18 protein-coding genes are annotated in these 21,090 nt (G+C 68.4%); 5 read left to right on the top strand and 13 right to left on the bottom strand.

Annotated elements, in window-relative coordinates:
* The first annotated feature begins 67 nt into the window (after positions 1-67).
* Positions 68-1,201 (top strand): glutamate--cysteine ligase, encoded by a 1,134-nt coding sequence (locus HLA91_RS10325; protein WP_170274599.1) that lies wholly within the window; start codon positions 68-70, stop codon positions 1,199-1,201.
* 84 nt (positions 1,202-1,285) lie between these two features.
* On the opposite strand, the gene HLA91_RS10330 is transcribed toward HLA91_RS10325, so the two are convergent.
* The 9 genes from HLA91_RS10330 to HLA91_RS10370 form a co-directional block, all read right to left on the bottom strand.
* Positions 1,286-1,867: an NUDIX hydrolase gene (locus tag HLA91_RS10330; protein ID WP_239557074.1), complete on the bottom strand. Its 582-nt coding sequence runs from the start codon at positions 1,865-1,867 to the stop codon at positions 1,286-1,288.
* Positions 1,848-2,993 (bottom strand): tRNA (adenosine(37)-N6)-threonylcarbamoyltransferase complex transferase subunit TsaD, encoded by a 1,146-nt coding sequence (gene tsaD / locus HLA91_RS10335; RefSeq protein ID WP_170274600.1) that lies wholly within the window; start codon positions 2,991-2,993, stop codon positions 1,848-1,850. Before tsaD ends, HLA91_RS10330 begins: the two co-directional genes overlap by 20 nt.
* Complete coding sequence (locus HLA91_RS10340) at positions 2,990-3,514, bottom strand: SRPBCC family protein (RefSeq protein ID WP_170274601.1); 525 nt, start codon at positions 3,512-3,514, stop codon at positions 2,990-2,992. The genes tsaD and HLA91_RS10340 overlap by 4 nt, the downstream gene beginning before the upstream one ends.
* Before the next feature lie 50 nt (positions 3,515-3,564).
* Positions 3,565-4,164, bottom strand: coding sequence for a ribosomal protein S18-alanine N-acetyltransferase (gene rimI, locus HLA91_RS10345; protein ID WP_239557075.1), 600 nt, complete (start codon positions 4,162-4,164; stop codon positions 3,565-3,567).
* Positions 4,161-4,859, bottom strand: a complete 699-nt coding sequence (gene tsaB / locus HLA91_RS10350) for a tRNA (adenosine(37)-N6)-threonylcarbamoyltransferase complex dimerization subunit type 1 TsaB (protein WP_170274602.1) — start codon at positions 4,857-4,859, stop codon at positions 4,161-4,163. Before tsaB ends, rimI begins: the two co-directional genes overlap by 4 nt.
* A complete protein-coding gene (gene tsaE, locus HLA91_RS10355; protein ID WP_338076756.1) occupies positions 4,856-5,506 on the bottom strand; it encodes a tRNA (adenosine(37)-N6)-threonylcarbamoyltransferase complex ATPase subunit type 1 TsaE in 651 nt (216 codons plus the stop codon). The genes tsaB and tsaE overlap by 4 nt, the downstream gene beginning before the upstream one ends.
* Positions 5,503-6,843, bottom strand: a complete 1,341-nt coding sequence (gene alr, locus HLA91_RS10360; protein WP_170274603.1) for an alanine racemase — start codon at positions 6,841-6,843, stop codon at positions 5,503-5,505. Before alr ends, tsaE begins: the two co-directional genes overlap by 4 nt.
* Before the next feature lie 88 nt (positions 6,844-6,931).
* Positions 6,932-8,398: an NAD(P)H-hydrate dehydratase gene (locus HLA91_RS10365; protein WP_170274604.1), complete on the bottom strand. Its 1,467-nt coding sequence runs from the start codon at positions 8,396-8,398 to the stop codon at positions 6,932-6,934.
* Entirely contained in the window at positions 8,395-9,729 is a 1,335-nt protein-coding gene (locus HLA91_RS10370; protein ID WP_170274605.1) for a M20 metallopeptidase family protein, read from the bottom strand. The genes HLA91_RS10365 and HLA91_RS10370 overlap by 4 nt, the downstream gene beginning before the upstream one ends.
* A gap of 123 nt (positions 9,730-9,852) precedes the next feature.
* Between HLA91_RS10370 and HLA91_RS10375 the strand changes: the two genes are divergently transcribed.
* Complete coding sequence (locus HLA91_RS10375; RefSeq protein ID WP_170274606.1) at positions 9,853-11,757, top strand: HNH endonuclease signature motif containing protein; 1,905 nt, start codon at positions 9,853-9,855, stop codon at positions 11,755-11,757.
* An 18-nt stretch (positions 11,758-11,775) separates the two neighbouring features.
* Here HLA91_RS10375 and HLA91_RS10380 read toward each other — a convergent pair whose 3' ends face one another.
* From HLA91_RS10380 to HLA91_RS10395, 4 genes are all read right to left on the bottom strand, one after another.
* On the bottom strand, positions 11,776-12,288 hold the full coding sequence (locus HLA91_RS10380; RefSeq protein ID WP_170274607.1) for a holo-ACP synthase: 513 nt from the start codon (positions 12,286-12,288) through the stop codon (positions 11,776-11,778).
* 15 nt (positions 12,289-12,303) lie between these two features.
* Positions 12,304-14,175, bottom strand: coding sequence for a glutamine--fructose-6-phosphate transaminase (isomerizing) (gene glmS, locus HLA91_RS10385; protein WP_170274608.1), 1,872 nt, complete (start codon positions 14,173-14,175; stop codon positions 12,304-12,306).
* A gap of 116 nt (positions 14,176-14,291) precedes the next feature.
* The gene (locus HLA91_RS10390; protein WP_275587825.1) at positions 14,292-15,827 is read right to left on the bottom strand and encodes a flavin monoamine oxidase family protein; all 1,536 of its coding nucleotides are present in this window, start codon (positions 15,825-15,827) and stop codon (positions 14,292-14,294) included.
* Entirely contained in the window at positions 15,727-16,323 is a 597-nt protein-coding gene (locus HLA91_RS10395; protein ID WP_165883470.1) for a TetR/AcrR family transcriptional regulator, read from the bottom strand. Before HLA91_RS10395 ends, HLA91_RS10390 begins: the two co-directional genes overlap by 101 nt.
* 177 nt (positions 16,324-16,500) lie before the next feature.
* Between HLA91_RS10395 and HLA91_RS10400 the strand changes: the two genes are divergently transcribed.
* The 3 genes from HLA91_RS10400 (at position 16,501) to HLA91_RS10410 (ending at position 21,089) form a co-directional block, all read left to right on the top strand.
* Positions 16,501-17,838 (top strand): APC family permease, encoded by a 1,338-nt coding sequence (locus tag HLA91_RS10400; protein WP_170274609.1) that lies wholly within the window; start codon positions 16,501-16,503, stop codon positions 17,836-17,838.
* Positions 17,839-17,979: 141 nt separating this feature from the next.
* Positions 17,980-19,083, top strand: a complete 1,104-nt coding sequence (coaA, locus tag HLA91_RS10405) for a type I pantothenate kinase (protein ID WP_170274610.1) — start codon at positions 17,980-17,982, stop codon at positions 19,081-19,083.
* 125 nt (positions 19,084-19,208) lie between these two features.
* Positions 19,209-21,089: an ABC transporter ATP-binding protein gene (locus HLA91_RS10410; RefSeq protein WP_170274611.1), complete on the top strand. Its 1,881-nt coding sequence runs from the start codon at positions 19,209-19,211 to the stop codon at positions 21,087-21,089.
* The last annotated feature ends 1 nt before the right edge of the window (position 21,090 follow it).

Below are 21,090 nucleotides of genomic sequence, written 5' to 3' on the forward strand. Positions count from 1 at the left end.
GCCCGAGGCGGCGACCGCCTCAGGAGCGGATGGGCAGGAAATGACAAGGGTTCTGTAGGATTTGCGCATGGTTGATTTCGCGCGCTCTCCACGGTCGACCCTCGGCGTCGAATGGGAACTCGGGCTTGTCGATACGGCCTCGCTCGACCTCGTGCCGCGTGCCGGCGAGGTGCTCGCTGCCGTCGAGGAGCGCGCCGCGCTGCGTGGGCGGATCGTCGGGGAGATGCTGACGAACACCGTCGAGGCGGTCACCGGCGTGCACCGCACCGTCGCTCAGGCCAGTGCGGAGCTGGCCGAGACGATCGGCCAGCTGCACGAGATCACCGAGCCGCTGGGCATCCGGGTGCTCTCAGCCGGCACCCACCCATTCGCCCGCTGGAAGGATCAGCAGGTCACCGAGGCCGAACGCTACGCCGAGCTCATCAACCGCACCCAGTGGTGGGGCCGGCACATGCTCATCTTCGGGCTGCATACGCATGTCGGGATCGATGACCGGGACAAGGTGCTGCCGATCCTGAATGCACTGCTGGCCTACGTGCCGCATCTGCAGGCGGTGAGTGCATCTTCGCCGTTCTGGTCCCGGCAGGACACGAGCTACGCCTCGAACCGGGCGATGATGTTCCAGCAGCTGCCGACGGCCGGGCTGCCGTATCAGTTCGATGCCTGGGCTGATTACGAGGCGTATACGCGCGACATGTTCACCACCGGTATCATCGATGAGATCAACGAGATCCGCTGGGACATCCGCCCAGCGCCCAAGTGGGGCACGATCGAGGTGCGGGTCTGCGATGCGATGCCGAGCCTGCGCGAAGTCGCCGCTGTCACCGCGTTCGTCCAGTGCCTCGTCGATGACTTCTCCGCCCGTCTCGATGCCGGTGAGACGCTGCCGACGATGCCGGATTGGTTCCATGTGGAGAACAAGTGGCGGGCGGCGCGCTATGCGATGGAGGCGATCATCATCGAAAACGCCGCCGCCGATGAGCGGCTCGTCACCGATGTCATCGCCGATGAGGTCGCGCGCCTGCAGCCGGTGGCTGAGAGGCTCGGCTGTGTCGACGAGCTGGCCGACATGCTGCGGTTCGCTGAGACCGGGGCGAGCTACCAGCGCCAGCGCGCGGAGTTCTACCGCACCGGCAAGCTGACCGCTGTGGCCCGCCAGCTGGCTGAGGAATTCGACGCCGGGGTGCACGGCAGGCTCTGACCGCGGGGCCGGGTCGCCGTTCCCGAGGCGCTCGCCGGCAGGTTTCCGCCCGCCGGCAGGTTTCCGGTCGCCGGGTGCCGTGTTTCAGTCGTCGAGCACTGCGCGCAGCTGCGGCCAGGCGGCCGCGAAACCGGGGTGCAGCGGATAGTCGGCGACCTCGTCAAGGGGCACCCAGCGCAGGTCGAGGCTTTCGATATCGGCGATGAACGCCTCGAGGTGTTCGGTGGCTTCGGAGATGACGGTGGTGTACGACCAGCCGTCTTTGTCGACGACGTGCGTGTCGAGGATCTTGATGCCTGAGCCGTCGAGAGCCGGCACACCGGCTTCTTCATGGCATTCGCGGATCGCCCCGGCAGTCGGAGTCTCATCGGCGTCGATCGCCCCGCCGGGGATCCCCCACGTGTCGCCGTGGGCTGACCAGGGCACTCGGTGCTGCAGCAGCACACCGCGTTCGCGGTCGTGGATGAGCAGTCCTGCGGCACCGAATCTGCCCCAGAAACGTCCCTGCGGGGTTTCGATCCAGCCGTCACCGGACCGGCGGCGGGCGCGCAGCTCGTCGATCGGCGGCATGGACCGGCGCGCCTCGGCTGGGGTTGGCGCATCGGCTGGGCTCGGGTTGCTGTCTGGCGTCGGGGTCTCGTTGCGGTCAGGGTCGGATGTAGACATCGCGCACCTCCAGTGAGGAGAAGACTGCGAAGTCCTCTGGTGAGGGCGGCAGTCCGCGGGTGACGAGTTCGGCGCCGAGGGCGGCGACCATCGCACCGTTGTCGGTGCACAGCTTCAGCGGCGGGATCCGCAGGGTGACGCCGGCCTCGCTGCAGCGTTCGGCCAGGGTCTCGCGCAGCCGCCGGTTGGCCGCCACTCCCCCGCCGAGCATGACGTGGTCGATGCCGTGATCCTCACACGCGAGCAGCGTCTTGGTCACGAGCACGTCGACAACGGCTGTCTCGAAGGATGCGGTGACGTCGGCTAAGCGCAGGTCTGTCAACTGCCGGCTGGTCTCCCGGTTGCCGGCGGCGCGTGCGGCCTCGTAGGCGGTGACGAAGCGCAGGGCTGCGGTTTTGAGCCCGGAGAAGGAGAACGAGTAGCGGCGCTGAGGGTCGCGGAGGTCCTTGGCGGCGGAGAGTCCGCGCGGGAATTTCACGCTGGCCGGATCGCCCGGCTGGCCGGTGCCGTCGAGGATGCCGGCGGCGGCTTTCGAGATGTTCGGCCCGCCCGGATAGCTCAGGCCCAGCAGCCGAGCGGTTTTGTCGAAGGCCTCACCGGCGGCGTCGTCGATGGTGGCGCCGAGCAGTTCGATGTCGTCGACAAGGTCGCCGATGCGCAGGATCTCGGTGTGCCCGCCGGAGACGAGCAGCGCGATCGACGGGGTCACCGGGCCCGAGGCGGTGGCTGGGTTCTGCAGATCGTCGGCGACGAGGTCGACGGCGATGTGGGCGGCTAGGTGGTTGATGCCGTAGAGGGGCAGCCTGGTGGCCGCTGCGAGGCCTTTGGCGGCGGCGACGCCGACCATGAGCGCTCCGGAGAGCCCGGGGCCTGCGGTCACGGCGATCGCATCGATGTCATCGAGGGTGACGCCTGCGTCGGTGAGCGCTTCGTCGATGGTCGGGCCGATGGCGTGGATGTGGGCGCGGGAGGCGACTTCGGGCACGACGCCGCCGAAGCGCACATGCTCGTCCATCGAGGAGGCGACGGTGTTCGTCAGCAGGGTGCGCCCGCGCACGATCCCGACGCCGGTTTCGTCGCAGGAGGATTCGATGCCGAGGACGAGCGGGCGGCCAGCAGCGCTCATCGGCTCGCCTCAGCGGCGTTGGCGCGGGCTTCATCTGTTAGGGCGGTGAAGGCCTCGGCGTGGACGTCAGGGTTGCCCTGGCGGTCCATCGGATGGCCGAGCTGTGCGGCCAGCAGCTCGAGGTGGGAGGGCCACAGTCCTTCGACCTGGCTGTCGATCGAATCGGCGGCGGCCGTGCAGTCGGGGTGTGGGCGGGTGACGATGACCTCGGTGGTGCTCTCGTCATCCTCGGCGGGCCGGAGGCTGAAGCCGGTGAGCCCGAAGTCGGCGAAGTCGAGCATGACATCGGATTCTTCGGCGCAGTGGATGATCTCGGCGGTGAAGGTCTCGCCGTCGCCGGCGTCGAAGGTCAGTGTGTCGCCTGCCCGCGTGTACGGCGCGAACCACGCGCCACAGGCGGCAGGGTCTGCGATCTGTGCCCACACCTCGGCGGCGGTCACCGGCAGTGTCGTGCGGATGTCGAGGTCGACGCCGTCTTCCCAGGGCACGAGTGAGAAGCGCAGGACAGGCGAGGATGTCATGGCTTCAGGCTACCAATTCCGGGCCGCGCAGTTCGGTCAGTTGAGGAGTGTCACAGCAGTGCGCGCATGAGCACGGCGTCGGCGTCGCGGTAGTAGCCGGGGCGGCGGTCGAGTTCTACGAATCCGTCGGCGGCGTACATCGCCTGGGCCGCTATGTTGTCGGCGCGGACGTCGAGGTGGACGGCTTCGACGCCGTTGGCGCGGGCGTGGTCGAGCAGGGCGTCGAGCAGCCGGCGGCCGATCCCCTGCCGGCGGGCGTCCGGGTGGGAGGCGATCGTGAGGATGTCGGCCTGCGGGCCGGAAACGCTCAGGCCGGCGAAGCCGAGGAGTCCCGGGCTGGCGGCGTTGCCGGCAGCTGCGGCGTCGAGGACGATGAAGTGCCGGCCCGGGGCTGCCAGCTCCGACCAGAAGTAGGCCTCTGACCAGGCATCAGCGCCGAAGATCGCGGCGTCGAGGGCGGCGATGGGTGCGATGTCGAACCAGCGCATCCGCCGGATCACTCCGGCGTCGGCACCTGTGGCCGCAGCGCCAGCGGCGGGGTTGGTTCCTGCGGCTGGGTCGGCTCCCGTCGCCTCGGCTTGTGCCTCAGCTTCTGCGGCAGGGCCGGTTCCTGCAGCGGGGTCAGCTCCTGCGGCGGGGTCGTCGCTCATCGCAGGCTCGTCTCGCGGCGGGCGGCCGGGGCGGCGTCGGGGGCGCGCAGGTACAGCGGGGTCGTCGGCCACAGCTCGCCGCCGGATGCCAGGATCCGGGAGGCGGCGATCGCGAGGTCGGCAGCCGCCGGAGGTGCGGTGTCGAGGATCGGGTCGGCCACCTCGGGCACGGCGAGCAGCTCAGGATAGAGCTCGAACCCGCCTCCGATGCCCGCCGGCGTCTGCTCCCCTGCCGTCTCGGTCAGACGGGCTGCCAGATCGGCCGGTGCCGACACCTCGGGCCCGGTAGCGATGACGGGCACGCCGTGCTCGTCGAGTCCGGCGAAGCGGGTCCAGTAGACCTCTCTGCGGCGCGCATCGGTGGCGGCGAGCAGCGCGGCTGCGGGGTCGAGGCTGCGGTAGGCGCGCACGGCGAGCGCGAGGTGGCTGGGCACCCCGGCAGCGGTGATGCCGGCGCCGAGGCTGTAGCCGATCGCGGTGGCGATGCCGGCGCGCAGGCCGGTGAACGGGCCCGGCCCGACTCCGGTGACGACGAGTTCAGGGGCCGGCTGGCCGGCGGTGAGTGAGCGGATGGCCGGGCCGGTGAGCTCGGCATGCTTGCCGCCGGCGGCCGCACTCCACTCGGCGAGGACGGTCTCGCCGTCGGTCAGCGCCGCAGTGGCGGTGGCCGAGGTGTCGATCGCAAGGATGATCATGCGGGCTCCTGCTCTGCGAAGGCGGCGGCGATGGCGCTGATGCGCGTCTTCCAGCTCGGCCCGGTCGGGATGAGCCGGATCGTGCGGGTCTCGTCCTCATCAGCCTCGGTGAGGTCGACGGGGCCGGGGGTGTCGCCGAGGAGATCGGAGACGTCGAGGGACCCGGTGTCGGGGCCGGCAGCCGGGTCGCTGCCGGGGTCGTCTGCGCTCGTGGCTGGGTCGGCGTCCGGTGCCGCCTCGGGGTCCTCGCCTGCGCGGGTGATGACGATCTCGAGGCGATCGGCCGAGAGTTCTTCGGCCAGGCCGCGGCCCCATTCGATGACGGTGACGGCTTCGTCGTGACCGTATTCGAGGTCGAGGTCGGAGAATTCGGCGGCGTCGCCGAGGCGATAGGCGTCGACGTGCACGAGCGGCGGCCGGTCGTCGTGCGGGTTCGCGTGCGCGCGGGCGATGACGAAGGTCGGTGAGGACACCCGGCCGGTCACCCCGAGGGCGGTGGCGAGGAACTGGGTGAGCGTCGTCTTCCCGGCACCGAGGTTGCCGGTGAGGATGAGCACGTCACCGGCCTGCAGCTGGGCGGCGAGCAGCGAGGCGAAGCGCTCCATGTCCTCGCGGTCGCCGATGGCAAGGTGGGTGGAGTCGGTCACCGGTCACCGCCTCGGGCGCGGTCACCGGGCGCGCTGGCGGCATCCGCGCCCACGGCGATGCGGTCGACGCGGGCGCTGATGCAGGTGACGATCTCGTAGTTGATCGTCTCGCACCAGTCCGCCCACTCTTCAGCGCTCGGGCCGGTGGTGCCGTCACCGATGATGATCACCTCGTCGCCGATCGCCACCTGGCCGCCGTCGACGGCCGGGCCGATGTCGAGGATCATCTGGTCCATCGCGATGCGCCCGACGATCGGGTAGCGGCGCCCGCCGATGGCGACATCGCCGCGGTTGCCGGCGATGCGCGGCAGGCCGTCGCCGTAGCCGCCGGCGACGAGTGCGAATCGGGTGTCGCGCTCACACCGGTAGGTCAGGCCGTAGGAGGCGCCGTGACCGGCGGGGACGTCCTTGACGTTGAGGACCCGGGAGGTGAGCGTCATGACCGGGGTGAGGCCGAGCTGCGCGGCGGTCTTGTCTTCGAATGGGCTGATGCCGTAGAGGCTGATGCCGGCGCGCACGTGGCTGCCGGGCACCGGGTCGAGCGAGAGCGCGGCCGGCGAGTTGGCGAGGGTCACCATGAGGTCGTCTGCGCGCAGGGCGTGCGGCAGTTCGGCCTGCAGGCGGCCGTAGAGGGTGTCGAAGCGGTGCAGCTGGTCGACGGTCGCCGGGTCGCCGGGGATGTCGGCGTTGGCGAAATGGGTCATGATGCCGGTCACCCGCACCGGCGCCGAGGCGGGCGGTTCGGCGGTTCCGGCAGTTCCGGTGGCGGCCGTCCCGGCGGTTCGGGCAGTTCCGGCGGTGGCCGTCCCGGTCGTTGCCTGCGCACCGGCGGCGGTGCTGGGCTCGGCGGCAAGCGTGCGCAGTCGTTCGATGACAGTGTCGAGCTGGGACAGGGAGAGGCCGTTGCGGCCCAGCCCCGTGTCGAGTTTGAGGTGCACGTCCTGAGTGCGCCCGGTCGCCCGGCCTGCGGCGATGGCGGCCTCGAGGGCTTCGGGGGTGGAGATGCCCAGTTCGATCCCGGCGCGTGTGCAAACAGTGAGGTCGGCAGCCGGGTCGAAGAGCCAGCACAGGATCCGAGCCCCGGAATCCGGGCCGAGCAGCTGGGACAGGGCCACCGCCTCGGGCACGGTCGCCACGGCGAAGTCCCGCAGTCCGGCGGCATACAGCGCAGGGGCGACGATGTCGGTGGAGTGGCCGTAGGCGTCGGCCTTGACGACGGCCATGAGCTGGGCGGGAGCGACGCGCGCGGCGACGGTGCGGGCGTTGTCGATGAGTGCCGCGGTGTCGATGCGGGCGGTCATGACCGATCCGGTCGCTGCCTGCGCCGCTGCTGCCATGGGCTGTCTCCTTCGTTGTCGGTGGGTGGTGCTGCCGGGTGGTGCGGCTGGGTGCACGTGGCTGTCGTGGTGCTGCCGGGAGCGTGTCTCAGGCCTGGTCGAGCACGGCGAGGACGTCGGCTTCGAGAACAGCCGGCAGATGCGAGGCGTGGGTCGCGTGCGCGCCTGCGCGTGCGTGCATGAGCACTGCCAGCCCGGCCAAATCGGCCAGATCGACATCGGTTCCCGCGGTGGTGGCCAGCAGGGCTCCTAGGATACCGGTGAGCACGTCGCCGGTGCCGGCGGTGGCCAGCGTAGCGGGCCCGGGTTCCGGTGCGACGACGGTGCCGTCGGGCCGGGCGATGATCGTTCGGTTGCCCTTGAGCAGCACGATCGCTTCGAGCACCTGGGCGGCCCGCACGGCGTGGGTGACCGGTTCGGCTTCGACTTCGCAGCGGTTGGGCGCGCCGGTGCCCAGCCGGGCGAGCAGCTCGGAGAGCTCACCGGCGTGCGGGGTGAGGATGCAGCTCGTCTCCAGCGGCCGGGTGAGCAGCGACAGGCCGCCGGCGTCGATGACGAGCGGCAGCTGCTGGGATTCGGCGGCGGTGATCGCGTGCTGCATCGTCAGCCGGTCCGGAGCACCCGGCCCGATCGCCCAGGCCTGCACGCGCCCGGCGTCGGTGACGACCTCCGGGTAGGTCTGCAGGACGGTCTCGGTCACCTCGGCCGGGGCGAGGAGCCGGAGCATGCCCACACCGGTGGCGACCGCCGCCGAGGCGGTGAGCACGCCGGCACCCGGGAAGCGGGCGGAGCCGGCGACGAGGCCGAGGACGCCGCGGGAGTACTTGTGGTCGCCTGCCTGCGGGCGCGGCCAGAGGGTCGCGAGGGCGGCATCGTCGGGGACGTGGACGGCCGGGACATGGGGCGACATGTCGAGGCCGATGTCGACCATTGTCACCTCGCCGGCGGCATCGGCACCGCCGGGCAACAGGAGGCCGGCCTTGTCGGCGCCGAAGGTGACGGTGTGGGTAGCGCGCACATGGGTGGGCCCACAGGCCCCGGTCGAAGCGTCGACGCCGGTGGGCGCGTCGACGGCGACGACGAACTGGGAGGAGGCAGCACTTCCCTGCCAGTCGCGGATGAGAGAAACGAGGTCCTCGGGCAGGCCCGGTTTGGCGCCGGTGCCGAGCACCCCGTCGATGACGAGATCGGCCCGCCGCAGCTGGGCAGCGATCACGGCAGCGGTTTCGGGGCTGAAGGCCTCGGTCCGCCCACCGGCTGAGATGAAGGCGGCGCTGCCGGCCGGGTGCTGCTTGCCGAACACGTCGACGGCGGTGACGTGGGCGCCGCGGTCTGCGAGGTTCGCGCCGGCGTAGAGGGCGTCTCCACCGTTGTTGCCGGCACCGACGAGCATGACGACGCGGCTGCCGGGGATCTGGCCGCGTTCGCTCAGCAGACGGCGGCACACGGAAGCGAGCCCAGCAGCGGCGGCGCGCATGAGCGCCTCCCCGCGGCCTGCCGCCAGCAGCGGCGCCTCTGCCTCTCGGACGGCGGCAGCGGTGTACCCGAGTCTCATGTCAGGTTCCCTTCGGTCTCAGTCTCCCCCGCCTCGGGATCGGTGCTCCGTGCCCCAGCACCGTCACCGGCAGCTGCTCCCGCATCGACAGCTGCACCGGCACCCGGCCAGGCGGGTGCCGCGGCGGCATGCTGGTGGAGTCTGCCGGCGGCGAGCGCTGCGAGGAAGCGGGCGTGGTCGGCGAGTCCCTCATCGGTGTGGCGGGCGCGCGGTGAGTGGTTCGAATCCTGTTCCTCGGCCACTGTGCCCGGAAGTGCTGCGCCGAGGTGGCCGTAGGTGCCCGGCACCTGTTGGAGGATGCGCGAGAAGTCCTCGGAGCCCGGTTTCGGCACCGTCACAAGGTGCGTGCGGCTCGGGCCGAACACCTCGGCGGCGGTGTCGAGATAGAACGCGGTCTCGGTCTCATCGTTGATGACCGGCGGCAGCACCGACCGGTAGTCGACGTCTGCCTCCAAGCCGTGGGCGGATACGAGGGTGGACACGAGGTTCGGCAGCTCAGCTTCGGTGCGGGCGGTGGTGGCCTGGGAGAAGCAGCGGATCCCGACGGTGAGCTCGGCGGTGTCGGGGATGACATTGGGTGCGGTGCCGGCATGGAACTGGCCGACGGTGATGATGACCGGGTCGAAGGCATCGAAGCGGCGGGTCGCATACTCCTGCAGCTGGCCCACCAGCATCGCGCCGGCCTGGATCGGGTCGCGGCCGGTGTGCGGGCGGGAGGCGTGTCCGCCCTTGCCGCGCACAGTGATGTTCATGATCGAGAACGCCGACATGTACGAGCCCGGCCGGCAGTACAGGTTACCGAGCGGCTGATCAGCTGACACGTGCACCCCGAAGGCGGCGATGACCGGCACTCCGGCGGCCTCGAGGACCCCTTCGCGCAGCATGTGACCGGCACCGTCGTAGCCCTCCTCGCCGGGCTGGAACATGAAGATGACGTCGCCTGCCAGCTCGTCGCGGACATCGTGGAGCAGCCGCAGCGCTCCGTACAGACCGGTGGTGTGCAGGTCGTGGCCGCAGGCGTGCATCGCGCCGTTGGTGGAGGCGAAATCGAAGCCGGTCGCCTCAGTCACCGGGAGGGCGTCCATGTCCCCGCGCAGCAGCACCGCCACCGGCTTCTCAGGGTCGCGCTTCCCGCCGCGCAGCACGACCGTCAGCGAGCTCAGCGACTGCCCATAGGTGACCTCGACATCGAGGCCGTCGAGCCCGGCTGCGACCCGGGCCTGGGTCTTGGGCAGGTCGAGGCCGAGTTCGGGTTCGCGATGCAGATCGCGGCGCAGGCGCTGGAGTTCGGGCAGGAGGGTAGCCGCTGCGGCGGCGCTGATGATTGACATACTCCCAGCCTAACCCCGCCGCACCCGCGATCCGGAAGCGATGTCAGTGGGTCCCGATAGCCTGAAACCACGACGAAATCAGCAGCCGCTGATCGGCTGCACCCTCACAAGGAGGTGAGAGGAATGGACCCCGATGACGACCCGCAGCTGGCCGTCGAGGTGCCGGCGAGCCCGGTGTCGCTGCTGGCTGATCATGTGGCCGCCTACAACCGGCAGCTGGGCCGCTATGAGGCGGTGCAGATGTACGGGCTGGCGCAGCTGGCCTTCGCGGTGCTCAACATCGACGACCGGCTCGCGACCCTGCCGCTGCAGCATCGGCCGGCCGATCCACCGGAGACAGGCGGGCCACCCGGCCCCGAGGCGGTGGCATGCGCGCCTGCATTCGATCCCGCGCGCATGGTCGGGTTCGTACCCGCGATGCCCGGGGTGACGGCGCCCGAGGCGGTGCTGCCCTCCCCTGCGGACGTCGCCGCAGGCCTGCGGCAGGTGCGCTTCAGCGGCTCGCTCATGTCGTGGTTCTGCGCCAATGACCGGGCTGAGAACGCGATACGCGTCGTGGTCTCGACGATGCACGACTGCTCGCTGCAGAAGGCCTACACCCTGGTCTCGCGGGCGCTTGTAGCGTTCGTCGGCCTACCGCGGCTGACCGCGCTCGTGCTGCGTGGACAGGTGCCCTTCGAGCGGCTGGACTACACCGCCCGCAAGAGCAGCGACCTCACGCTCGCGCAGCTGGAGGAGATGGACGCGTCTATCTCTGCGATCCCGGCACACCGGCCGATGCGCGAGGTGCGCCGGCATGTCGACATGGAGCTGGCGACGATCGAGCCCGAGGACGAGGCCGTTGAGCAGATCCACGAGCAGCGGGCGGTGCTCTTCGAAGCGCTGCCCGATGGCAGTGCGACGCTGACCCTGCGCGGGCCGCTGGCTCCGCTGACGGCGCTGTACAAGCGCACGCTCGCCTGTGCCCGCGGGGTCGTGCGCCAGCAGCTCGACGCCTTCGGCCTCGACCGCGGTGACACGGCAGGCAACGATGCGGAGCTGCAGCTGGTGGAGGATCGCACGATCCCGCAGACGATGTTCGACATGCTCACCGGGATGGCTCCAGCTACCCAGCTGCGCGTCGAACACGGCGACGGCGGAACGCAGCTTTTGGAGGTGTCGTGTCCCACGAGTGCCGAATGGTTGCGCCGACAGGCCACCGTCAACGTCACCGTGCCGGTGATGACACTGCTCGGCCGTGCCGAGCTGCCCGGTTCGCTGGAGGGCCAGCATCCGATTCCAGCCGTGACGGCCCGGCAGTTCGCTGCCGAGTCCTCGACGCTGTACCGGTTGCTGACCGACCCGCTCACCGGTGAGGTCCTCGATGAGCCCGCGCAGAAGTACGCGGTGCCGCGGGCGGTGCGCACGACGGTGCAGGCGGCCTGGTCGTGGTGCACGGCACCGGGCTGCAGCCGCCGGGCCTCGACGTCGGAGACCGATCACATCGAGTCGTTCAACCACCGTGACCCGTCTGCTGGCGGGCTGACGCAGGTGGGGAACATGCAGCCGCTGTGCAAGACCCATCACGACCTCAAGACGCGCGGGCATCTGCGCGTGGTCAAGGGCGATGATGGTGTGCTGCGGTGGACGATGATGTTCGGGCTCACCGGTGAGGCGCGCAAGCCGCGCAATCCGGTCGAGCAGCGACAGGCGCGGATCATCGGTGAGGCACTGCCGGAGCCGATGCGCACCCTGCTGCACGATGACGCCACACCCGGTTCGCACTGGGCGACAAGCCCACCGGCCGAAGCCGAGCGGGCAGCCAACGCAAAGACTGCTACCGCGCCGGCAGAGCCTGATGCGGTGTATCTCGATACGGCCACTGAGCTGGCCCAGTATTACCTGGGCCTGGCACGGGCGGACGAGCTCAGCGATGCCGCCAGGCGCGAAGCACTGCGGGAGGAAACGCAGGAAGAAGGACCGCAGGAGGACGGGTCCTCAGAGGAGGGAACCAGCGGAACGCCGTCAGACGACGCTCCCCCGTTCTGACCAGCAGGCTCAGTCGGCTTAGCGCTGGCGCTTCTCTTCGGCTAGCCGTTCTTTTTCGGCTCGTCGCTGCTTCCGCCGCTCTTCCAACGCGGCGAGTGCCTCCGGGCTGCCCGGCAGCAGCGGAGGCGGCTGGTCGACCGGCGGTGACAGCGGCGCACCGGAGCCTTCGACGATGACATAGGTCATCGTCACCCGGGCATCATGGGTGATCGACAGGTGGATGTTCTCTCCGCCGATCTTCCGGAAGTGCTCGAGCACCGGCCCGGAGAGCCGGAACGACGGCGCACCCGAAGGCGCGGAGACGACTTCGGCGTGCTGCCATTCGATGATGCCCGGATACTGCATCGCCTTGACGAGCGCTTCCTTCGCGGAGAACCGTGCGGCCAGCGACTCCGGTGTGCGCAGCTTGCCGTTGCGTTTGAGCTGCTCGGCAGGGGTCAGCAGCCGGTCGAGCAGCTCGGGCACCCGCTCGATGTGCTCAGCGAAGCGCGGCACATCGGCGATGTCGAGGCCGATTCCGATGATCCCCATAGCTGCCTGCCTGTCTTACTCGACGGTGACGGACTTGGCGAGGTTGCGCGGCTGGTCGACGTCCAGGCCCTTCATCGTCGCCAGTTCCATGGCGAAGAACTGCAGCGGGATCGTCGTCAGCAGCGGTGCGAGCAGCGTCGGGGTCTGCGGGACGTAGAACACCTCGGAGGCGTACTCCTGCACAGCCTCGTCACCCTCTTCGGCGATGACGATCGTGTTCGCTCCGCGGGCACGGACCTCCTGGATGTTGGAGATGACCTTCGCGTGCAGGGAGTCACGGCCTTCCTTGCTCGGCACGATGATGAACACGAGCTGCCCGTCCTCGATGAGGGCGATCGGCCCGTGCTTGAGCTCGCCGGCAGCGAAGCCCTCAGCGTGGATGTAGGCGAGCTCCTTGAGCTTGAGCGCACCTTCGAGCGCAACCGGATAGCCAACGTGCCGACCGAGGAACAGCACCGACTGGGTGTCCTGCACACTGCGGGCAAGCTGCTCGACCTGCCCCTTGAGCTGAAGGACCTTTTCGATCTTCTCCGGGATCTGCTGCAGCTCATCGAGGATGACGCGCACCTCATCGGTGAACTTGTTCCCACGTAGCTGCGCCAGGTACAGGCCCAGCAGGTAGCAGGCGACGATCTGAGACAGGAACGCCTTCGTCGAGGCGACCGCCACCTCGGGTCCGGCATGGGTGTAGAGCGCCGCATCGGATTCGCGCGGGATCGTCGAGCCGTAGGTGTTGCAGATCGCGACGACCTTTGCACCCTGCTGGCGGGCGTGGCGCACCGCCATGATCGTGTCCATCGTCTCGCCGGACTGCGATACGGCGACAACAAGGGTCTTCTCGTTGACGACCGGGTCACGGTAGCGGAACTCGTGGGCGAGTTCGACCTCGACGGGGATGCGGCACCAGTGCTCGATCGTGTACTTGGCGACCTGGCCGGCGTAGGCGGCGGTGCCGCAGGCGATGACGATCATCTTGTCGATTGACTTGAGGATCGTCTCATCGACGTGGATCTCATCAAGGGTCAGCTTGCCGTCGGCATCCATCCGGCCGAGCAGGGTGTCGGCCACGGCCTGCGGCTGGTCGTGGATCTCCTTGTCCATGAAGGAGGCGAAGCCGCCCTTTTCGGCTGCGGCGGTGTCCCAGTCGACGTTGAAGCTCGTACCCTCGACAGGGTTGCCCTCGGCGTCGATGATGGCGACGGAGTCCGGGGTGATGGTGACGATCTCGTCCTGGCCGATCTCAACAGCCTTGCGGGTGTGGTCGATGAAGGCTGCGACGTCGGAGCCGAGGAAGTTCTCGCCCTCGCCGAGCCCGATGACCAGCGGCGAGTTGCGGCGGGCAGCCACGACAGTGCCCGGCTTGTCGGCGTGCACGGCCAGCAGCGTGAACGCTCCTTCGAGCTCGCCGGCGGTCAGGCGCATCGCCTCGGTCAGGTCCTTGGTCGTGGCGTAGTTCTTCGCCAGCTGGTGGCCGGCGACCTCGGTGTCGGTCTCGGAGAGGAACTCGACGCCATCGGCCTGCAGCTCGGCCTTGAGGGAGGCGAAGTTCTCGATGATGCCGTTGTGGATGACCGCCAGCTGGCCGCCGTCGGCAAGGTGCGGGTGCGCGTTGTCGTCGGTCGGCCCGCCGTGTGTGGCCCACCGGGTGTGGCCGATGCCGGTCATCGCCGCCGGCAGCGGGTGGGCTTCGAGCTCCTCGGTCAGCGCCGAGAGCTTGCCGGCCTTCTTCGCACTGGCGACCTGGCCCTCATCGGTGACGAGCGCGACGCCGGCTGAGTCGTAGCCGCGGTATTCGAGCCGCTTGAGGCCGCCGAGCACGACGTCAAGGGCGCTGTGGCCCGCTGCTTCGGGGGTTGACGATGAAACGTATCCAACAATTCCGCACATAGATTTCAGTCTAAACCCGCCAGCGCCCAGCACCTGCACCTTCGCGCCCGCCCGGCGCGTGACGTCTGCGACTCTGCGCCGGCTGGTCGATCCCGCTCCCGAGGCGGTGATTGCGCTCAGCTGAGTGCGTCGCTGACCTCGTTGGCTGCCCGCCGGCCGCTGCGGACTGCCCCGTCCATGTAGCCGTTCCATTCGGTTGCGGTTTCCGCTCCGGCCCAATGCACAGGGCCGACGGGCCGGCGCAGCTCCTCACCGACGTGCGTCCACAGCCCCGCTCCGAGCCGGCCGCCGTAGCAACCGCGCGTGAACGGCTCAGCACTCCAGTCACGCTGCAGCACTTCGAGCGGCTTGCGCGCATTTTCACCGAAGAAGTCGGCTAAGCACTCAAGCACTCGCGCGGTGCGCTCATCCTCCGGAACACCGGCGAAGGCCTTCGCGTGGTGACCCTCGACGAAGGCTACGAGGATCCCGGACTCCTCGCCGGGAATGCAGTTGTCGTAGACGAGCGCTACATCGTGATCAAGGCTGAGCACCGTGCCCCGCAGGCCTGCATCGCGCCAGAACGGCCTGGCATACCGGAGCTGGAACTTGATGACGTTTCCGCCGGGCATCTGGGAGGTGAGAACGTCGCGGTTCGGCGGCATCGGCGGGTCGTACCGCAGCCGACCTGCCAACGTCGGCGGCAAAGTCACGACAGCCCGGCGAGCGCGCACATCATTCGTGGTGGTGTGCACTGTGACGCCGTCGTCGCCGTATGTCAGTCCTGTGACCTCGGTGCTGAGATGCACACGTTTCCCCAGCCGGCTCGCCAGACGCTCGGAGATCTGGTGAGTGCCGCCTGACACGCGCGCCTCCTGCGCCCCGCCGATCGTCGCCATCATGCGATGCAGCCCACCGCCAGCGGCAAGGTAGAAGAGACAGTGCAACGCGGAATACTCTTCGGATTCGGCTGCGAAGATCGTTGCGAGAAGCACGTCGAGCACGTTTCGAACTTCAGGCGTTGGGACGTTCTCCGTCAGCCATTGCTGTGTTGTCATGCGATCCAGCTCCATGGCTCTGTCCGACAGCCATGGTCGCTCGATGTCGATACCAGCACAGGTGCGGTCAATCATGTCCACGGTGGACTGGAACTCAGCGGCCAGTTCGTCGGTCAGTCCGATCGCGTCGTCGTCGCTGGAGTAGATCTGTCCGCCGATCGCCAGGAGCGTCTTGCCTTCGTCGTAGACCGTGAACGTCTCCAAACCGAGGTCGTCGATCAGCTCCAGTACGGCGTCCTGAGTCGGCCCGACCCATTGCCCGCCGAGCTCGATCGAGAGCCCGCCTGAGAATGTTCCGTTCTCATTTCGGCCGGCGACCCGGTCTCGGGCCTCGAGCACAATGACGTCGTATCCAGCCTCCACGAGCTGTGTCGCAGCGGTGAGGCCGGAAAGCCCAGCGCCAACGACCACCACGTCGTGGTCCGGCGCGACGTTCTGCGTCTTCATAATCTCTGTCTCCGATCTTTGAGATGCCCATTGCATATGCCCTGAGCGAAAGTCCTGGGGAGGTGTCTCAGCTGCACAGGTCTTCGGGAGAGAGACCCAGGCTCTCTCCAATTGCCTTTGCCAGTTGACGTCGCAGAGCCTCGCGGTCGCGGTACTGGACGAGACCATGCGCGTTGAGGCCATCCGCCACCGCAATGATGTGCCACGCGGTGGCGTCCGGATCTCTGCATTCAACGTCACCGGCATCGACGGCGGCTTCGATCAGCTGTTGGATGAATGCTTGCCACGCGTCCATATGCGCACGTACTTCTGCGGCGATGGGCAATACCCGTAGGCCGTAACTCCACGCGTCGAGCCAGAGTGCTGAGGCCCCTTCGCGGCCCGCTCTCGTGAGCAGCTCGGTCAGCAGTCGCAGCCGGTTGCGCGTGCTCGTCTCTGTCTCCACCACCTCGCGGAAATCTTCCAGCTCGGCAGTCAGCACGCGACCGACGGTTTCGGCTCGCAGAACGTCCATCGAATCCACGTAGTGGGCGATAAGCCCCGGCACCACACCCATCCGCTGCGCCAGCGAGCGCACCGTGACCGCAGCAAGACCGTCAGACACCGCAATGGCATCTGCAGCCTCGCGCATCTCGGCGCGACGCTGCTCAGCAGACTTGCGCACTCTCGGGCCCGCCATCTCTTGACACCGTCCTGTACGTTGCCTAGGTTGTGACACACGCCATATTGGTCACCTGACCAATATGACTGCTCCCGCTTGACGCGTCAACCCGGCAACCACTGCTCACACCGACGTCGAAGCTGGTGCAACGCAGCACCGCACTCGAGAGGAACTCTCCGCATGACACCTGAGAGCACCACCATCCACAGTCCGACGCTGCGCCGCTCGCTCGGCATTCCGACTCTTGTCATGTTCGGCCTTTCGTACATGGTGCCGATGACTGTCTTCACCACATACGGCATCGTCAACGAGATCACTCAGGGTCATCTGTCACTGGCCTATGCGGTGACCTTGAGCGCCATGGTCTTCACCGCGGTCAGCTATGCCGTGCTCAGTCGCGAAGTGCCCGCCGCTGGCGCCGCCTATGACTATGCGCGCGCTGGTTTCGGCGGCCATATCGGCTTCATGACCGGCTGGGTCATCATGGTCGACTACATTCTCCTGCCGATGCTCAACTACCTGCTCATCGGCCTCTATCTCCACGAACAGTTCCCCGCCGCACCCGCCTGGATGTTCTCAAAGGCTGCCCTCCTGCTCGTCCTCGTCCTCAACATCGTCGGCATCAACGCCGTCAAGCATGCCAATGTTGTGCTCGTGTCGCTGCAGGTTCTCTTCTTCATCATCTTCGCTGTCATGGCGCTGCGGTCATTCGACCCGAACATCAGCCTTCTCGATCCGTTCATCGGCGGGGATATCGACGCTTCCCTCATCATGGCGGGAGCAGCGATCCTATGCCTGTCATTCCTCGGGTTCGACGCAGTCTCGACGATGTCGGAGGAGGCCAAGGAGCCACGGCGGACAGTACCCGTCGCCGTCATCCTCACGACCTTGGCAGGCGGAGGGATCTTCATCGTCATCTCCTGGCTGGCACACGTGGCCCATCCGAACGTCGTCACCGGAGAGAACGCCGACACCGCAGCCCTCGCCATGCTCATGCACATCGGCGGAAACCTGCTCGTCGCGCTCTTCCTAGCCGCGTATGTCACTGGCGCCCTCGGCTCAGCCCTCGCCTCGCAGGCAAGCGTCTCACGGATCCTCTACAGCATGGGTCGCGACGGCGTGCTGCCGCGTCGCATCTTCGGTGTCCTGAGCGAGCGGTTCCGCACTCCAGTCGGAGCGATTCTCGTCGTCGCGGTCATTTCAGTCTCGGCCGTCTTCGCCAGCGTCGATTTCGTCGCCTCCATCGTGAGCTTCGGCGCGCTCACTGCCTTCACCGTCGTCAACCTGGCCGTCGTCTCGATCTTCCTCGTGCAGAAACGTCACCGAGGAGCGCCGTCGATCCTTCTCTACGGTCTCGTGCCGGTCGTCGGTTTCGGCCTGACGTTGTGGCTGTGGACGAGCCTTTCAGGTTCAACGCTGTTCTTCGGCTTGCTATGGGTCGCGCTTGGCGTCGGATACTTGGCCGTCCTCACCCGCGGGTTCCGCGAACCGCCCCCATCCCTCAACCTGCGGGAGTAACCGCTTCAGCTAGGCCGTCGGTCCCCGTTGCCGAGTCGATAACCGGTGCCTGTGCTGGTATCGGCAGATCTGCCAGCCTCGCACCCGCCCACCCGAGGAACCGCGCCACAGCTTCTGGGCTGCTCGTGCAACAATGTCGGCATGACCCCAGGCACCCACGCCCCTGACGATGATGGCAGCACCCGGTTCGACAACTTCTCGACCGCAGCCAGCCCTGCCGGATCGTCCCTCGACGCCGAACGCGAACTCGCCGGCCTGACGTCGGCGCGCGCCGGTGAGGCTGAGAGCGTCGCCACCCCGTACTGGGAATTCGACCGCGCCTCCTGGTCGCTGCTGGCCGAGAACTCCGAACTGCCGCTGTCTGCCGCCGATGTCAACCGGCTGCGCGGCCTCGGCGACACCATCGACCTGGCCGAGGTCGAGACGATCTACCTGCCGCTCTCACGCCTGCTCAACCTCTACGTCGCCGCCCGCGGCCAGAAGCACCAGCTCACCCGCGAGTTCCTCGCCCCGCTGCGCAACACCGGCAAGGATCCCGCGCCCAAACGCACCCCATTCGTGATCGGCGTCGCCGGCTCGGTCGCCGTCGGCAAGTCGACGACTGCGCGCGTGCTGCGTGAGCTTCTCGCCCGCTGGCCCTCGACCCCGCGCGTCGAGCTCATCACCACCGACGGATTCCTCTTCCCCAACGCCGAACTCGAACGCCGCGGACTCTCCGGCCGCAAAGGCTTCCCCGAGTCCTACGACCGGCGCGCCCTGCTGCGGTTCCTCTCAGCGGTCAAGTCAGGCGCTCCCGAAGTGCGGGCCCCGATCTACTCGCACCACACCTACGACATCGTCCCCGGAGCACAGGTCACCGTCCGCTCCCCCGACGTGCTCATCGTCGAAGGACTCAACGTCCTGCAGCCCCCGCGCCCGCGCTTCGATGGCCGGGTCGGCATGTCCGTCAGCGACTACTTCGACTTCTCCGTCTTCGTCGACGCCAACACCGCAGATGTGCGCGACTGGTACATCCGCCGGTTCATGAAGCTCAAAGCCGGTGCCTTCCGCGACCCCGACTCCTACTTCCACCGCTACTCCACGCTCGGTGACGAGGAGGCTCGCTCGCTGGCCGGCGAGATCTGGGATTCGATCAACGCCCCGAACCTCGCCGAGAACGTGCTGCCCTCGCGCGGCCGGGCCGACCTCGTCATGCGCAAGGCTCGCGACCACTCGATCCGCCGCATCCGGATGCGCAAGCTCTGAGCTGAGCAGCCCCGCCGGGAACACGTGAGCGCCTCCCCGCAGTTGTACCCACTGGGCGTGCCGCCCCTTCACCCCGCCGGCACCAGCGCCCACCCCTGCCCGGCCCGCACCCTTGAGGAGACTCCATGACGACACCCTCACCCCTGGCGCTCATGCACCGCACGATGGCGTCGCAGCGCCTGCACGGCCAGGGCTCACGCTCCGGCGGGCTCTCCGCCGACATCCTCAAGCGGATCTGGCGCTTCGCGGCCGGCCACCGCCACCTGCTCATCGGCTTCATCGTCCTGTCCGTCGTCATCTCCGCCATCGGCGTCATCACCCCGGTGCTCGCCGGCCGCGTCGTCAACGCCATCACCGACACCCAGGACATCTCCGCGATCATCACGATCGCCCTCATCATGGCCGGCCTGGCACTGGCCGACGCGGCACTCGGCCTGGCCAGCCGCTACCTGTCCGCCCGCGCCGGCGAAGGCCTCATCTACGACCTGCGCACCGCCGTGTTCGACCACGTGCAGACGATGCCGATCGCGTTCTTCAACCGCACCCGCACCGGCGCGCTCGTCTCCCGCCTCAACACCGACGTCATCGGCGCCCAGCGCGCGTTCTCCAACACGCTCTCAGGCATCGTGTCGAACTTCGTCTCCGTGCTGCTGACCGTCGCCGTCATGGTGACCGTCTCCTGGCAGGTCACGCTGCTGTCGATCCTGCTGCTGCCGATCTTCTTCATCCCCGCCCGCATGTTCGCCGGCCGGCTTGCCGCCCTGCAGCACGAGGCCGCCGACTACAACGCCGCGATGTCCACCCGCATGACCGAGCGCTTCGCTGCCGGAGGCGCGACCCTCGTCAAGCTCTTCGGCAGGCCTGCCCGCGAATCCGAGCAGTTCGCCGCCCGTGCCGCCCGGGTGCGCAACATCGGTGTGAAGACCGCGATGCTGCAGACGAGCTTCGTCACCGCCCTCACGCTCGTCTCCGCGCTCGCACTCGCCCTTGTCTACGGCCTCGGCGGCGTCCAGGCCGTGCTCGGCACCCTCAACGCCGGCGCCGTCGTGACACTCGCGATGCTGCTCACCCGCCTCTACGGCCCGCTCACCATGCTCGCCAACGCCCGCATGGACATCATGAGCGCCGTCGTGAGCTTCGAGCGCGTCTTCGAAGTCCTCGACCTCAAGCCGATAATCGCCGAAACCGAGCATCCCCGCGCCCTGCCGGCCGGTCCCCTGCCCGTGGAGTTCGACAGCGTCTCGTTCACCTATCCCTCCGCCGCCGAGGTGTCCCTCGCCAGCCTTGAAGAGGTCTCGATCCTCGATGAGCGCACCGATCACGAGGTGCTGCATGACCTCAGCTTCGAGATCTCACCCGGGCAGACGGTCGCCCTCGTCGGCAGCTCGGGTGCCGGTAAGTCGACGATCGCCTCGCTCGTCCCGCGCCTCTACGACGCCACCGAAGGCAGCGTGCGCATCGGCGGTGTCGACGTCCGCGATCTCAGCTTCGATGACCTCAAGTCCGCTGTCGGCATGGTCACCCAGGACGGGCACCTGTTCCACGAGTCGATCCGCGACAACCTGCTCATCGTCAAGCCGGAGGCAACCGAAGAGGAGCTGCGCTCGGCGATCTCCCGGGCCCGGCTCGATGACGTGCTCGCCGAGCTGCCCGACGGGCTCGACACGATCATCGGCGAGCGCGGCTACCGGCTCTCCGGCGGCGAGCGCCAGCGGCTGACGATCGCCCGGCTGCTGTTGGCCGCCCCGCCGGTCGTGCTGCTCGACGAGGCGACCTCCGCCCTCGACTCGACTTCAGAGGCCCATGTGCAGCATGCGCTGTCGGAGGCGATGAGCGGACGCACCGCGCTTGTTATCGCCCACCGGCTCTCCACGGTGCGCGGGGCCGATGCGATCCTCGTCGTCGAAGACGGCCGGATCGTCGAACGCGGCACACACAGCCAGCTGCTGGCAGCAGGCGGCCGCTACGCTGAGCTGTACCGCACCCAGTTCGCCGACCAGGAATGAG

The organism is Brevibacterium luteolum (assembly GCF_013004595.1).
Lineage (GTDB): Bacteria > Actinomycetota > Actinomycetes > Actinomycetales > Brevibacteriaceae > Brevibacterium > Brevibacterium luteolum.

Bases quoted from the DNA above. Each gene is read 5' to 3' on its own strand.
- HLA91_RS10325 (WP_170274599.1), top strand. From the start codon at position 68: ATGGTTGATTTCGCGCGCTCTCCACGGTCGACCCTCGGCGTCGAATGG.
- HLA91_RS10330 (WP_239557074.1), bottom strand. From the start codon at position 1,867: ATGTCTACATCCGACCCTGACCGCAACGAGACCCCGACGCCAGACAGC.
- tsaD (WP_170274600.1), bottom strand. From the start codon at position 2,993: ATGAGCGCTGCTGGCCGCCCGCTCGTCCTCGGCATCGAATCCTCCTGC.
- HLA91_RS10340 (WP_170274601.1), bottom strand. From the start codon at position 3,514: ATGACATCCTCGCCTGTCCTGCGCTTCTCACTCGTGCCCTGGGAAGAC.
- rimI (WP_239557075.1), bottom strand. From the start codon at position 4,164: ATGAGCGACGACCCCGCCGCAGGAGCTGACCCCGCTGCAGGAACCGGC.
- tsaB (WP_170274602.1), bottom strand. From the start codon at position 4,859: ATGATCATCCTTGCGATCGACACCTCGGCCACCGCCACTGCGGCGCTG.
- alr (WP_170274603.1), bottom strand. From the start codon at position 6,843: ATGGCAGCAGCGGCGCAGGCAGCGACCGGATCGGTCATGACCGCCCGC.
- HLA91_RS10365 (WP_170274604.1), bottom strand. From the start codon at position 8,398: ATGAGACTCGGGTACACCGCTGCCGCCGTCCGAGAGGCAGAGGCGCCG.
- HLA91_RS10370 (WP_170274605.1), bottom strand. From the start codon at position 9,729: ATGTCAATCATCAGCGCCGCCGCAGCGGCTACCCTCCTGCCCGAACTC.
- HLA91_RS10375 (WP_170274606.1), top strand. From the start codon at position 9,853: ATGGACCCCGATGACGACCCGCAGCTGGCCGTCGAGGTGCCGGCGAGC.
- HLA91_RS10380 (WP_170274607.1), bottom strand. From the start codon at position 12,288: ATGGGGATCATCGGAATCGGCCTCGACATCGCCGATGTGCCGCGCTTC.
- glmS (WP_170274608.1), bottom strand. From the start codon at position 14,175: ATGTGCGGAATTGTTGGATACGTTTCATCGTCAACCCCCGAAGCAGCG.
- HLA91_RS10390 (WP_275587825.1), bottom strand. From the start codon at position 15,827: ATGGTCTCGTCCAGTACCGCGACCGCGAGGCTCTGCGACGTCAACTGG.
- HLA91_RS10400 (WP_170274609.1), top strand. From the start codon at position 16,501: ATGACACCTGAGAGCACCACCATCCACAGTCCGACGCTGCGCCGCTCG.
- coaA (WP_170274610.1), top strand. From the start codon at position 17,980: ATGACCCCAGGCACCCACGCCCCTGACGATGATGGCAGCACCCGGTTC.
- HLA91_RS10410 (WP_170274611.1), top strand. From the start codon at position 19,209: ATGACGACACCCTCACCCCTGGCGCTCATGCACCGCACGATGGCGTCG.